This window comes from Alicyclobacillus acidoterrestris (genome assembly GCF_022674245.1).
Classification (GTDB): Bacteria; Bacillota; Bacilli; order Alicyclobacillales; family Alicyclobacillaceae; genus Alicyclobacillus; species Alicyclobacillus acidoterrestris.
On the sequence record NZ_CP080467.1, the window covers coordinates 2,437,071 to 2,450,522 of the forward strand.

A 13,452-nucleotide genomic window follows, 5' to 3' on the forward strand; every position below is an offset into this window, starting at 1 on the left:
ATATAGAATATAGAAAACGCCTCAGTCGAGCGAGTTATTCACCACATCTCGGACAAGCGCATCCAACGACGGCGAGCCACCGAGCAATGACCATAGCTCTTCAAGCGTGGCTGCTGGTTTTGCGTAAACTTTCGAAAGTTCATCCTGCGCCCGCACGCGCCAAACCAACTCATATGCATGTAACGCTTGATGCGGCAGCATTTTCTCATAGTAGGCGGCAGACCGTGTCGGCGTGCGCCCACTATATGCGTAGGTATAATCCCTGTCGCCCACAAGGGGCATTCCTCGCGCTGCCATCTGCAGACGAATTTGGTGTGTACGGCCGGTCTCTAAGCGAAACACGCAAACAGAAACCTCTGCGATGCGCGCGATGGGGCACATGTGCGTAATGGCGATTTGTCCATTCGTTTCGTTCCCAATGACGCGTCTGGAGGGTTTATTGGGATCTTGCGCGATGAAATCCTGAAACGTTTGCCACGTGTGAAGCGGCGGCGAGTCTTCCGTAAACGCAAGCGCGACGTAGTGGCGATGAATCCAATTGTTGCGCAACGCAGCGTCGTACAAATGGTGCGCATGTGCGTGTTTCGCGAACATAATGGCACCGGATGTGTACTTATCGAGGCGATGGATGGAATGTGGGACAAGGTCACGGGCGGCCAAATAGCCGGCCACGCCTGCCAGCAGAGACCCTTTTCGCTCCCGCGCCGACGGATGGGTCAAAATCCCTGCTGGCTTGTTGACAATGACGATGTTGTCGTCCTCATAGCAGATCTCAATGTCCATTTGTTCTGGTTCGACATTGCTGTCTTCCGCGGGAAACACAACTTGAATTTTGTCACCACTGCAAACGATATAGGAGAGCAAGACAGGTGCGCCGTTACACAGCACCCCGTCGGTTTGGATGACTTTGCGAAGGAATCGACGCGACATACCATGGGTATTGCTCAACAGCGTGGAAAGCTTGCGACCCGCCTCGGCGTCGCTGACAGTAAACTCGTACAAAGTAGCACCTCCGATATACATGCCCCATTATTATGACGCGATGTTATCGGATTCGCCAACGCGGGTATTGCTCATACGACTTAAAACAAGTGCCTGGATGAAGCCAACACATAAAGAATACCAACCACCAAAAGGCCGCCCAGGACAGCAATGAACAAGAGCTTATCTAAAGTTTTCATTCGTCTCACCTGCCGTCCATATTGTCTGTCGCTTGTCTTCGTGGTATGCGTTTCGTAACGCTTCGCGCGAGATTTCAACATGAGTGCACCCCAGATTTGGCAAGCATCTTTGAGGCGCTCTGGGAGACCTTAGGTCCTTAGGAGGCGATGACGATGGGCGACAGCAAGACGTTCAATTATCCGAAAGCGAACCTCAAAAGCACGAGTTCTCAATCTGGTGACAGCAGCTTAGCGGACAAGACGAAAAAGGACTGGAATCAACCGCCGTCATTTTCGAGCAATGGACATGGTCAGACACGTGGAAAAGCATAAAAAAGCTGCCGCATGATTGCGGCAGCTTTTTCATCTGAATTTTGGTGAAAGCGTGCAAGGTACGGCCTATTTTCAGTTACGCCAGAGTGCTTTCCGCTTCGGTTTAAAACACCATTTCATCGGGATCTGGGCCCGTTCTTTCATTTTGATTCAGCTGTCCTATCCGCGAAATCTCCTCCGCGTTGAGCTGAAAATCAAAAATGTCGGCATTCTCTTCAATGCGCGCCCGATGAACAGACTTCGGGATGGTAATGACCTTTGTGTCCAAGTCCCAACGCAAAATGACCTGCGATGGTGTCTTGCCGTATTTTTTTGCGATATCAAGAATCACGTCGTTGTCGAGTAAGCGTCCCCGCATGAGTGGCGCCCAGGCTTCCAGCTGAATTTGTTGAGACTCGCAGAACGCCTTCAACGGTTCCTGCGTCAACCGTGGATGATATTCGACTTGGTTGACAGTTGGACGAATTTCCGCATGCTTCAACAGAGTCTCCAAATGATGCACTTGGAAATTGCTGACGCCAATCGCGCGAATATACCCATCGCGATAGAGTTTTTCGAACGCCTTCCAAGTATCGACGAACTTGTCTTTCCCCGGCCAATGAATGAGGTATAGGTCTATGTAGTCAAATTTCAATTTCTTTCGACTGGTCTCAAACGCCTGCAGCGTGCTTTCGTATCCCTGATCTGTATTCCACAGCTTCGTCGTGACAAAAATGTCTTCGCGCGACAGACCGGAACTGCGAATGGCTTCGCCTACACTTTCCTCGTTTTCATACAGCGCAGCCGTGTCCACGTGACGATAGCCAATCTCAATCGCGTCACGAATCGCATTCTCCACCTCTGACCCAGCTTTTGCCTTGTAGACACCGAGCCCAAACCAAGGCATCTCGACGCCGTTGTTGAGTGTCACCGTCTGATCAATGCGATTTACCATGGTATCCCCTCCAGTACTCACGATTGTACCGGAAGCTGTCACACACCGCAAAAGTACCCAATTAATTGAGCGTTTTGCAGATTTATAAACTCCCGCAGGGCAAGGGTTTTTAGGGCATGAAAAAGGACTTCACCCCAACCTTCGAGAAGATTTCAAGTGACCAAACAAGAAATTTTCGAGGAGGGAAGTCCCACTTGTATATTCTCCAACCATCGCTCTTTTCCTTTGAAGACTGGCTAGAAATTGACTCCAGCGATCGTCTGCCCTTGTTCTTCGCTGTCTTGGATTTACAACCCTATGCTTCGAAATTGAGAAAACAGTCACCCCAAGGCGCGAAACCTATGAATCGTGAAGCGATTCTGCGCGCACTGCTGGCTGCTCCGCTTGAAGGAATCTCAACGTTCACAAGGCTTCATGAACGGTTGGCGCGAGATATACGCTTTCGCTACCAGTGTGGGTTTCGAATCGACGAAGCAGCCCCGTCGGTCTCCACACTGAGTCGCGTGTTTTCAGCCGTTGTTGAGTTGGGTCTCGCTGAGAAGCTCTTCATTGACCTGGTCAGTCAATGTAAAGAAGCGAGCATCATCAACGGACGCCATTTGGCTGTGGACAGTGCCGCCGTGAAGTCCTACGAGAAAAAACAACCTAAGTCCAAGAGCCAGGAAACGGGCAATGCCAACTGGGGCGCAAAATACGATACCTTTGGCAACAAACTTGCTTGGTTCGGATACAAATTCCACTTGGCTGTGGACACCGCGAGTGAACTGCCAGTTGCTTTGGATGTCACACCAGCGAACGTCTTTGATGGTGAGATGGCGGCGCCATTGCTGGAACACGTCGTGACGACGCACGGTTGGAAAATCGACTTTGTCATGATGGACGCTGGATATGATCAAGTCAAAAACTATGAAACGGTTCGTCAATATGGTGCACAGGCAATTATCGCGATGAACAAGCGCGGTGAAAAAGAACCGCCTGAAGGAATCGCATCGGACGGGACGCCGCGTTGCACGATGGGATATGACATGGTGTATTGGGGTGCAGACGGTGACCGACTAAAGTTTCGCTGCCCGCACGCGGTTGGGAAGGTAGATTGTCCGCTTGGAATCGCGACATGTTCCGAATCCAACTACGGTATGGTGGTCAAAAAGCGGATCACAGAAGATATTCGGCGTTACTGCGCACCACACCGAGGCACGCAGAATTGGAAGCTGTTATACAACGAGCGAACTGCTGTAGAGCGTTGTAACGCAAGGCTTAAGACGAATTTGACGGCGAACGACGTCCATGTCCGAGGCATCCGAAAAGTAAAGACACACATGTTCCTCAACGCGATCGTGTTACTTGCATCGGCACTAGCTGTGAACCATATCGAACGACACAAGAAGACTGCATAAATCAAAACGAGTTGACGTGACGAGAAACGGCGCAAGAATACCAGTATGTGGAATTTAGTTTACTTACCCTAGGTGTTGTTCCTTTTTCACCTCCACCCAAAACGACCATTCTGCAAAACGCTCAATTAGATATATTTAAACCTCCACCCGCGACATGTGCAAAAGCGTCGTAGGTGGAGGGGGATTTTCATCCCCTCGTCACACTACGACAGGATATGACACGTTTGCGAAAAGTGTTATTTGAGAATGAATGAAGGATGTGGCGTACGACTGTCGGAACACAACCAGCGGAAGGTGAGCTTATGAACGAATACGAATTTCGGATTGTTGGTATTGAACACGCGGCGTTTCCACTTCAATTGCAATGTCATCACAACTGTTCGTACATCATTCAATGTGTGAATCCCATGACACACGACGTAGAACTCGAATTTTGCCCATTGCAAGCTGAAATATTTGCAGGTGCACTGCTCGACGCCATCGAGTTATCCCATCTCTCGGCCTAATCGCCAAAGATTTTTGATAAGTGCGAAAGCATGATTTTAAGCCCTGTCGCGTACATCTCTAGAAAGACAAGCTCTAGGGAAAGGAAGATGTATGTGACAAGGCAGGTTCGCATTGGCCTGACGCTGCTGTTTGCGGCGCTGTTTGTTGTTATCGCCTTTACCTATATCGCAGGCGCATCGCTTTGGGCCACTCGCAGCGCGTCATCGCGTACCACAGAGTCGCGAAAGCCCATCACCGATGCGCCTACGGACCATCCGCGAACGAATCCCAATGTCCGGGTAACCGTCGTGCATACCCCAGAGGTCGCGCCTAGCAACAGGATATTTGCCGACCGCATTCACTCGTTGCCGATGCAAAAAAAGTCCAGGACAGAAGCCATTGCCACGCACATCAAGGTCCAACCAGGAGATTCTCTGTGGTCGATTGCAACATCCCACAACACCACCGTGGAAACATTGAAATCTGCCAATCATTTGGCTTCAGATACGCTGCAAATTGGACAAGCCTTAAACGTCCCTTCGACGACAGCCAAACCCACCATACCCGTCACCGCACCCGCATCTACGGAAAATACGTTGCACTACACAATTCAGTCCGGAGATACCCTCTGGTCCATCTCGCTCGCATATGGCGTCTCCATCAACGCATTAGAGGCGGACAATCACCTCTCCAGTGGCGCGCCACTGCACATCGGTCAGCAATTGATCATCCATGCACCCACCGCAAACTACACACCTTCCAAATCATCGCAAGCCTTGATTCAAGAAGCACCGTCGAATCTGCTCCCCGTGTATCAAGCAGCGGGGAAAAAATACGATATCCCTTGGACTGTCCTCACCGCAATTCACAAGGAGGAGACGGATTTCGATTGCACTGGACAAGACGTTAGCTCCGCTGGCGCAATCGGCCCGATGCAATTCATGCCATCGACGTTTGCCATCTTTGGCGTACCTGCCCCAGGGCACCAGACCGCAGACATTCACAATGTCTACGACGCAATCTATTCAACCGCACACATGCTTGAAGCGACGGGATTTTCGCGAGATCCATATCACGCAATCTACGAATACAATCATTCTGTCTCATACGTGAGAGATATTCTTCGAATGTCGGCGGTGTAATCCGTCATTCTATCAAGCTGGCACTAGGCGGTCGTGCGAATCATCAACGCCAGTGCCCGCTCCATCGCGGCCGGAAACTCGCCGACATCGCGTACGACGACGCAGCCAGCGCCGTACAACTGTTTGAGCGTCTCCAGCGTTTGCAGATCATCGGCGTGTGCGAGACACAGATGCATGACGTGAATACCTTTTGCCTGCAACGAACGGATGGCGTTTTTCGTATCCTTGACGGCGTCGCGATAATTTTCCGCCGCCGGTTCGCCATCGGACACCACCAACAGCCACTTTTGTCGCTCCTGACGAGCGTGCAGTTGTTGGCCAACCAGACGAATGGCGTGTCCGTCTCGATTGTCCAGTTGTGGTTGCAGTAAATCTAGGTAACGCGCCACGTCCTTCTGCATTCCGTCTTGAAATGTAATCGCGTGCAGAAGATGTGTCACGGGCTGTGCAGCAGACGCGGTCGCCGTATGCATCGTGTCTTCCCAAAAGCCGCAGACGTCGTGAGGGATTCCTAATTGCCGCAACGTGTCATGGAATAAAAACAAGGTCGGCTTCATCACTTCCAGTCGCTCGTACATGGAGCCAGAACAATCCACCAACAGCTGAACCGCGACGTCGAAGCGTTGATTGGCGTCCGATTTATGATAAAAAAGTCTTGGGTTCTGCTCGGTAACAAGTCGCGTCAAGCGCTTGTCTAAGCGGCCGTGGCGCGTATTTTGCTGACGCGCGCGCATCTCGTGAAGCATGACTCGATGAAACAGCTTCACGAGCTTGTTGCTCGCCATCCGCGTGGAAGCCGCCCAAGCCCGAACTTTGTCTTCCGACGAGCTATCCGGCAGACGACGCGGCACTTCTTTCACACCAACCGCCCATGCGCCGTCGGCCATGTCACTTGTCACCAATTGAACGTCGGTACTCTCCTCTGGTTCCCCGCTGTCCGGGTGAACCCCGGCGTTGGAGCGCCCGCGTCGCACAATCACTGAGTCCGGGTCATCGTCCCCTTCGCGCGCACCACCAGTTGCATTTGGCACACTCTGATTTTCCTGATTCTCCATCGCATAAGCTGCGCTTGCGCGCGTGTTCTGTTCCTGTGTCCAAACTTCCAGTTGCTCTTGTCGTTGTTCATCTGCATCTGCTGCATCCTGCAACTTACCCTGTTGTTTTGCCGCCGCAGGTGTGTCCGCAACAAAACGTTGCGCCGCAGCTTCGGTCGCGGCTTCATCGAAGTCAAAGGCAAACCAGTCGTACGACGTGTCGGCAACGTTCGTGTCCGGTAAAGGAAAATCGGGCGCACACATCCAGTCAAAGAGCGCTGCCACGACATCTGCAGACGATCGCGCTTTCGTGGCGCGCTCGACGAAGCCCCGCATTTCGGGGTGATTCATCCAGTAACCGGTTGCTTTTGGCGTCAAGTCATTCAGCATGAGATACGCATCCGAAAAGAACAGATCAGCCAACCGACCATCCCGTTCGCGACTCCTCCGGTTTTGCTCCAGAAGCCGCCCATACGCCGCCGCGCGAACTCGCAGTGCAGGGACCGTACCAGGGCGTTGTGCGGCAAGCAAACGCGCCAGTCTCGCGTCCTCTGCAGCACACAACAACTGGCGGGCCAGTTTGGGGAAGCGCGTGTCCAACGCGTCCTTCCACGCTTGCGCCATCACGTCCGGCTGTGTCCACAAACGGTTTCCGAGTGCACGCAAATAGATGTCCGCCTTTTGTGCCCTCACCCGATCCGCCAGCCCAAGCGACTCCCAAAACGTCGAAATGGTCAGTTCTCGCCCGTGCCACTTCCAAACCGAGTGCAGCCCGTAAGAAACGGTTAAATCCTTCTCTTGGCTGAGGGCGACGGCGAGATCGGATAATTGAAGTTCAATCCACCACGTATCCGCCGGGGCGTCAAAACGAAAAGTTTGCACGCGATTCGCTCCTATTCATGCTTGTGTGAAATAGGTTTCGGCCAAATTCATGACGACAGTTTTTTCGCGCTCGTCGTCTAGTTTTGCAGCAATTGCGCGCGCCACCGCCCGCAGCGCAGGAATATATGCCGCCAAATCACACGCGTCCAACAACGCGCGAATGGATGCGGCCTCCTCACTCACCTCGCCGACCTTCGTCGCCGCCACGATATCGGCAGACAGCGCGACAAACTGATTGATGACCTGTTCATTTCCAAGTTGTGTCCTCGCTTCAATCAACGCCTTCAATGGCGCTCCTGACAGATACGGGACATCTATCACAATAAACCGATTCCGCAGCGCCTCATTCATCGGGAGCGTACCCACGTAGCCTTCATTAATCGCCGCAATCACGCGAAATCGAGGGTGTGCCACGACCGTCTCGGCCGTAAATGGATTGGTCAGTTGCCTGCGATAGTCTAAGATGCTATTCAAAATTGGCAGCGTCTCGGGACGCGCCATGTTGATTTCATCGATATACAACAAATGCCCCTCGCGCATCGCCCGCACGACAGGACCTTCGATAAACTGAATCTCCGAGTGACCGTTGTCGGTCACCAGTGTTTTGAAGCCCAGTAAAGCTTCCGCGTCGAGATCGACCGAACAATTAATGCTTTCCATCGGCAAGCGCAATTTTTCCGCTAACGATTCGGCCAGCTTTGTTTTACCGGATCCTGTTGGCCCCCGCAGCAACAAATTCTTCGATAAAGTGAGCGCAATGAGCGCATCCCTAAGCAGGTTGATGTCCTCTGTGACAAACCCCTTATCGTCGAGTGCATCGCGGTAATTCTTTATATTCAAGTCCTCTGTGGGCACTGGCATCTCAATGTCGTCTAATGTCCAACCATTCATCGTCTTTCCTATCCCTTCTCATTCACATCAACTAAACGTTGGCCTCTTCGCCCGCGAATGTCAAGGTCGGCGCCGCGCCTCCTTGTGCTCATACATCGATAAGTCGGCCTGGTGAAGGACACGAGCCCAAGGGGATCCTTGTGCGGCATGTGCCCAGCCGAGGCTGATAGACAAATTGGCAATACAAATTCCCTGTTCGTCCTGCAGCAGCAAATGGCCGTCCAGCGCAGTGTGAATTAATCTGCGTAACCGTTCTTCATCTCCAGGCGCCGCGTCTGGAAACACCAACAAAAATTCGTCACCGCCAAGTCGAATCAGGGCATTGGGTGACTGCACCACCGGACGCAACAAATGAACGAGCAATTTCAGCGCCTGATCTCCCACGTGGTGCCCATAAGTGTCGTTTATCTCTTTAAAATGATCGATATCCGCATAGAGTAAGCCAACCTCGCGCGTGTTGAGCAATTCCGCGAGGTAAAACTCGCCAAAGCTCCGAGAAAATGCCCCGGTCAAGGCATCGTGATTCAATCGTCGGTACACATCTTTCATGTGCCATCGCACTTCGTTCCACAGCATCCCATACAAGATGACCTCTGAAACCCATGCAGTAGGGTATAACGTACGATAATGCTGAAGAATGACACCGTCGTTAACCATACATAGGGCATAAAAACAGACAGCGACCGCATATGGCCAGCGCTGTCTCGCGCTTCTCATGCGTAGACCAAGTAAGACGGTGTACAAAAGCCCTACGAACGTCGAGCCAAACACTGTGATTTTGAGGAGACTAAAGCCAATCGCCGAGGGGGGACTCGCGAAAAAGTAACCACTTGGAACACGGTGAAGGATTGGGTAGATGTGTGTGTGCAGACCTACGGAAACGCAAAAAAAACAACGCGCCTCCCCACCAAATCTTAGAGAGCCAAGGCGGTTTGGATATGTGAAAACAGACCATAAACGCTTCGATAATCGCAAGTTGTCCCAAAAACACCAGTGGCAGTGCAATGGAGTAAACAAAGCGCGCCTGCACGCCAGTGTGAACGGACATCATCAGCATTTGCGCAATCGACACGAGGGCGCCAAGGGCAGTTACCTTAAAGAACGTACGCGCATAGGTCTTCCAATACCCATCCCAGTAGATGAGTAAAAACAGTGACGCGACAATACCTAACGCTGCCATCCCGAACAGCGGTACAGTGGCGAGATTAATTTCCAGGGACAACACACCCTATATGAGATCTTTAACATATTTTTCGACATCTATCTTCAACCGCATTATACTTCTTCCTTGCACAAGCGACTAGTGACATATCGAGACCCCCACATCTGCTGCAACACCTTTGTGCTATCGTCCGCTGCCGAAGACTTGCACAAAGCGTAGTGTAATGTGAGCTCCTGTTTATTCTCAATCCAAGTGCGAAAGGAGGTACGCAATACGATGTGTACCCAAAAGGAATGTGAAAGAGCTCTTGGAAAATGGGTTAGTTTCCGGACGAAATGGGGCACGCATCGCGGCATCGTCGAAGAAGTGACTCCGCGTGGCGCGTTGGTTCGTGTGCCAAAACAGTACGTACCTGCACAATTGCTTCAAGCATCGGATGAAGATAAGCTGGATGTCGCGCTTACCCGCTTTGGGTATGGTGTTGGTGCGCCAGGTTACCGTGGCGCTTACGGTTACGGATATCCACACCGCCGTTGGGGTTACCCCGGTTACGGCGCGTGGTACGGCGGCTGGTGGTGGTGGTGGCTGGCGTTCGCCTGGATCTTCTGGCTTGCATTTTTGTGGTAGGAGGCAAAATCAGTGGAGGCCATTCTCGGTGTTCCTTCTCGAGAATGGCCTCTTTTTCTAGCTTGGATATCCGCCTTGGACAATTTCTCCCCCCCTACATACATTACCTAAGGCTGTCTCATGCGGCCAATTTGAGGAGAGGGGAACGTTTATGTTCACGCTAGCAGGAACAGATCTGTCGCGATTCCTGTTCGGAATGGTACTCTTGCTAGTCGCTGCAAACCTGCTAGGGTACGTAGCAGAGCGGCTAGCCATTCCGCGTGTGATTGGCGAAGTAGCCGGTGGTCTCGTGCTTGGCCCCACGTGTCTGGGTGCGCTGTTTCCAAACGCCTTCCACTGGTTGTATTTAGGGTTTTCGTCAGAGAGCAGCCTATTTGGCCTCATCTACTACATTGGCGAATTATTCTTACTCTACACTGCGGGCTTAAAAATTCAAACCCGCTTTGCCAAGAGCGATGTCAAAACAGGCCTTGCCATCATTATCGGATCGACCATTATTCCATTCGTCATCGGCTGGCTATCAACTTACGTATTCCACCCCGCCCAGTTTCTCGGCCCCGACAAAAGTGTCGTGGCACTGAAAATTGTGGTCGCCATCTCCATTGCCGTGACTTCCATCCCGGTCATATCCAAAATTTTTTCCGATCTCGGCATTATGCACTCCAGATTTGCCAAAATTGTAGTCGCCATTGCCGGCGTACATGACCTGATTCTGTGGGTCGCGCTCGCGATTGCCTCGGGTATTGTCTCTGCGCCAGCACACGGTGGCGGTATCAATGGTTGGGTCGTGACGAAGAGCCTGGTCGTCACGTTCGCCTTTTTGGCCGTTTGTATTGGGGTGCTGCCATGGATTCTGCGTAAAATCACCACGCGTCGCGCAAATTTTCTTTTTCGTTCATCGTTTCTCGGGTACTTTATCGTCATCTTGCTCGCGCTGTCCGATATCGCTGGATACCTACAGGTAGACGTCATGTACGGCGCAATTCTGGCAGGCGTTGCGACGAAATTCACGCTGCCAGAACATTTGTTTGAAAAACTTCAAAGTGGTATTCAGGGCATCGCCTATGCCTGCTTCATCCCGTTGTACTTTGCGATTATCGGCATGCAGCTCAATCTCGCCAAACACTTCAACATCGGATTCTTCTTCCTATACTTGCTCTTTGCCACGGTGGTACAAAGCGTCGTCGTGTATGTCACGTGTCGGGTGATTCGCACGGATAAACTCACCAGCGTCAACTTTGCCGCCGCCATGAACGCCCGTGGTGGACCGGGTATTGTGTTGTCGTCAACAGCGTATGCACTCGGCATTATCAATCAAAGTTTCTTTGCGATTTTAGTGATGCTGGCGCTCGTCACGTCTTGGATGGCCGGTGCCTGGTTGCGGTTTGTCCTTCGCCGCGGGCTGCGCCTGATGCCGGGAGACGAAGGCTTACAAATCGAGCGCGTTCAGGAAGAAGTGCAGTTTGAAGCCGACAATGAGGTCCTTGCATCGCGCAATTAACACAAAAACAAAAGGCAATGCTTTGAAACGAGACAGTTTTGCTCAAGGCTTGTCTCGTTTCAAAGCGAAGGTACGTATGAGTGGATGTGCAAAGAACATAATAAGCGATAAAAAATGGTACTGGAGGAACCCGTTACAATGGTCTTTTTGATTTGGTTCATCGCCGGTTTTATCGCAGCGTTGATCGTCACCTTCGTCGTGCGAGGAATGCGTGGACGCAGCCGCTAATTGGACAAGCAAAATCTCTACATCCCCATGGGCGCCGACGCTGTCATCGGTCAATGAGGTGCATGTCAAAGATCATATCCACCAGTCGACGCCCATCTTTCACGTCCGGAGACAATGCCATGACAGTGCATGTCACACAGTGGTGTCTGGCCTCCTCCGATGCACACATTTCTCTCTTTGTCATATAATGGAGTAAGAGTTTCCCTAAACTAAAACTTTGTCGCGACAGACAGATTGTTGCCATCACGAAATATAGATCATCTGCGCATCATACGTGTAGTGTGTGGAGAGGAGTGAAACAGATGGGACTTTCCGCTAGCCCCGTTTCCTCAGAAGACAAGGCGGTGACGAGGGCTCGCAAAGCGCTGAAACAGCACAATCACGGCTTGCGCGGTTTGCTTCCTTTCATTGGCCCTGCGTTTATTGCGGCGGTTGCCTATGTCGATCCCGGCAACTACGCGACAAATATTCAAAGTGGTTCTGCGTTTGGCTATCGCCTCTTGTGGGTTGTCGTGCTCGCGAATTTGATGGCCATCTTTATTCAACGGCTGTCGGCGAAACTGGGCATCGCCACAGGGAAAAACCTGCCGGAGTTGTGTCGGGCGCACTTCCCCACCCCTATCAATATCGGGCTTTGGGTGTTTGCCGAAATCGCAGCCATGGCCACGGATTTGGCTGAGTTTTTGGGTGCGTCTCTCGGTCTCAATCTTCTCTTTCACATTCCGCTCATTGTTGCAACGGTCATCACCGGCGTGGGCACCTATCTGATCTTGATGCTTGACCGATTCGGGTTTCGACCGCTAGAGCGATTCATCACGGCCATGGTGGTGCTCATGGGCGTATGCTACCTGGCCGAGACCATTGTGTCACATCCCAGTTTCTCACAAATTGCCGTGCACAGTGTGGTACCATGGCTTGGCAATTCACAGGCGGTCACGCTTGCGGTAGGTGTGATCGGAGCAACGGTCATGCCCCACGCCGTGTACTTGCACTCGGGACTGACGCAACAACGCATATTGCCGCGCAACGACGAGGAAAAAATTCAAATTAACCGATTTAGTACAAAGGAAATTGTCATTGCCCTCGTGCTTGCAGGACTCATTAACATGAGCATGATGTACATGGCTGCAGCGGCATTCCATTCCACAGGACACACGCACATCGCGGACATTCAGTCGGCGTACCAAACGCTGACGCCACTGCTCGGACCGGCCGCCTCAGCAGTCTTCCTCGTGTCCCTGTTGACCTCTGGTTTTAGCAGTTCAGCAGTCGGCACGATGGCCGGGCAGGTCATCATGCAAGGATTTGTCGGCTTCACCATCCCATTATGGGCGCGCCGTCTTGTCACCATGTTGCCGACGGTTATTGTGGTATGGATTGGCCTTGATCCGACGCGAACGTTAGTCATCAGTCAAGTCATTTTAAGTTTGGTTCTTCCACTGCCGATTTTCTCGCTGGTATACTTTACACGCCGTCGAGAACTGATGGGCGTGCTGGTCAATCGACCTATCACGACGGTCATTGCATCTGTGATTGCGGGACTGGTCTTCGTCCTCAATATCATCCTGATTCTCGGCGCGTTTGGCGTCAACATCCTGTGAAGTACCCATGCAAAAAACCAGCGCAATCTCGCGGACCGCGCTGGTTTTTTGCACGCTGAACACACTGAACTGGA

General features: G+C 51.9%; 13 protein-coding genes. 7 read left to right on the plus strand and 6 right to left on the minus strand.

Features of this window, described 5'->3' with window-relative positions; all coding sequences use genetic code 11:
• Nucleotides 1-21 precede the first annotated feature (21 nt).
• On the minus strand, nt 22-1,002 hold the full coding sequence (locus K1I37_RS11650) for a pseudouridine synthase (protein ID WP_021295502.1): 981 nt from the start codon (nt 1,000-1,002) through the stop codon (nt 22-24).
• Between the two features lie 332 nt (nt 1,003-1,334).
• On the opposite strand from K1I37_RS11650, the gene K1I37_RS11655 reads away from it, so the two are divergent.
• Entirely contained in the window at nt 1,335-1,493 is a 159-nt protein-coding gene (locus K1I37_RS11655; protein ID WP_021295500.1) for a hypothetical protein, read from the plus strand.
• Between the two features lie 103 nt (nt 1,494-1,596).
• On the opposite strand, the gene K1I37_RS11660 is transcribed toward K1I37_RS11655, so the two are convergent.
• A complete protein-coding gene (locus tag K1I37_RS11660) occupies nt 1,597-2,427 on the minus strand; it encodes an aldo/keto reductase (protein WP_021295499.1) in 831 nt (276 codons plus the stop codon).
• Nucleotides 2,428-2,621: 194 nt separating this feature from the next.
• Between K1I37_RS11660 and K1I37_RS11665 the strand changes: the two genes are divergently transcribed.
• The 3 genes from K1I37_RS11665 (at nt 2,622) to K1I37_RS11675 (ending at nt 5,452) form a co-directional block, all read left to right on the plus strand.
• Complete coding sequence (locus K1I37_RS11665) at nt 2,622-3,824, plus strand: transposase (RefSeq protein ID WP_242215907.1); 1,203 nt, start codon at nt 2,622-2,624, stop codon at nt 3,822-3,824.
• A 302-nt stretch (nt 3,825-4,126) separates the two neighbouring features.
• Complete coding sequence (locus K1I37_RS11670; protein ID WP_031219163.1) at nt 4,127-4,330, plus strand: hypothetical protein; 204 nt, start codon at nt 4,127-4,129, stop codon at nt 4,328-4,330.
• 93 nt (nt 4,331-4,423) lie between these two features.
• Nucleotides 4,424-5,452 carry a LysM peptidoglycan-binding domain-containing protein gene (locus K1I37_RS11675; RefSeq protein ID WP_021298082.1) on the plus strand — a complete coding sequence of 343 codons (1,029 nt, stop codon included), beginning with the start codon at nt 4,424-4,426 and terminating at the stop codon, nt 5,450-5,452.
• A gap of 23 nt (nt 5,453-5,475) precedes the next feature.
• Here the strand turns inward: K1I37_RS11675 and K1I37_RS11680 are convergent, their stop codons facing one another.
• The 4 genes from K1I37_RS11680 to K1I37_RS11695 form a co-directional block, all read right to left on the minus strand.
• Nucleotides 5,476-7,368: a vWA domain-containing protein gene (locus K1I37_RS11680; RefSeq protein WP_021298081.1), complete on the minus strand. Its 1,893-nt coding sequence runs from the start codon at nt 7,366-7,368 to the stop codon at nt 5,476-5,478.
• Nucleotides 7,369-7,383: 15 nt separating this feature from the next.
• Nucleotides 7,384-8,259, minus strand: coding sequence for an ATP-binding protein (locus K1I37_RS11685; RefSeq protein ID WP_021298080.1), 876 nt, complete (start codon nt 8,257-8,259; stop codon nt 7,384-7,386).
• Nucleotides 8,260-8,319: 60 nt separating this feature from the next.
• Nucleotides 8,320-8,808 carry a GGDEF domain-containing protein gene (locus K1I37_RS11690; RefSeq protein WP_161624382.1) on the minus strand — a complete coding sequence of 163 codons (489 nt, stop codon included), beginning with the start codon at nt 8,806-8,808 and terminating at the stop codon, nt 8,320-8,322.
• A 238-nt stretch (nt 8,809-9,046) separates the two neighbouring features.
• On the minus strand, nt 9,047-9,481 hold the full coding sequence (locus K1I37_RS11695) for a hypothetical protein (protein WP_021298078.1): 435 nt from the start codon (nt 9,479-9,481) through the stop codon (nt 9,047-9,049).
• A gap of 216 nt (nt 9,482-9,697) precedes the next feature.
• Between K1I37_RS11695 and K1I37_RS11700 the strand changes: the two genes are divergently transcribed.
• The 3 genes from K1I37_RS11700 to K1I37_RS11710 all read left to right on the plus strand — a co-directional run bounded on the left by K1I37_RS11700 (nt 9,698) and on the right by K1I37_RS11710 (nt 13,378).
• Nucleotides 9,698-10,048, plus strand: coding sequence for a hypothetical protein (locus K1I37_RS11700; protein ID WP_021298077.1), 351 nt, complete (start codon nt 9,698-9,700; stop codon nt 10,046-10,048).
• Nucleotides 10,049-10,199: 151 nt separating this feature from the next.
• Nucleotides 10,200-11,549 (plus strand): cation:proton antiporter, encoded by a 1,350-nt coding sequence (locus K1I37_RS11705; RefSeq protein ID WP_021298076.1) that lies wholly within the window; start codon nt 10,200-10,202, stop codon nt 11,547-11,549.
• 530 nt (nt 11,550-12,079) lie between these two features.
• The gene (locus K1I37_RS11710) at nt 12,080-13,378 is read left to right on the plus strand and encodes an Nramp family divalent metal transporter (RefSeq protein ID WP_021298073.1); all 1,299 of its coding nucleotides are present in this window, start codon (nt 12,080-12,082) and stop codon (nt 13,376-13,378) included.
• The last annotated feature ends 74 nt before the right edge of the window (nt 13,379-13,452 follow it).

Bases quoted from the DNA above. Each gene is read 5' to 3' on its own strand.
- K1I37_RS11660 (WP_021295499.1), bottom strand. From the start codon at position 2,427: ATGGTAAATCGCATTGATCAGACGGTGACACTCAACAACGGCGTCGAG.
- K1I37_RS11685 (WP_021298080.1), bottom strand. From the start codon at position 8,259: ATGAATGGTTGGACATTAGACGACATTGAGATGCCAGTGCCCACAGAG.
- K1I37_RS11705 (WP_021298076.1), top strand. From the start codon at position 10,200: ATGTTCACGCTAGCAGGAACAGATCTGTCGCGATTCCTGTTCGGAATG.
- K1I37_RS11690 (WP_161624382.1), bottom strand. From the start codon at position 8,808: ATGAAAGATGTGTACCGACGATTGAATCACGATGCCTTGACCGGGGCA.
- K1I37_RS11655 (WP_021295500.1), top strand. From the start codon at position 1,335: ATGGGCGACAGCAAGACGTTCAATTATCCGAAAGCGAACCTCAAAAGC.
- K1I37_RS11710 (WP_021298073.1), top strand. From the start codon at position 12,080: ATGGGACTTTCCGCTAGCCCCGTTTCCTCAGAAGACAAGGCGGTGACG.
- K1I37_RS11700 (WP_021298077.1), top strand. From the start codon at position 9,698: ATGTGTACCCAAAAGGAATGTGAAAGAGCTCTTGGAAAATGGGTTAGT.
- K1I37_RS11670 (WP_031219163.1), top strand. From the start codon at position 4,127: ATGAACGAATACGAATTTCGGATTGTTGGTATTGAACACGCGGCGTTT.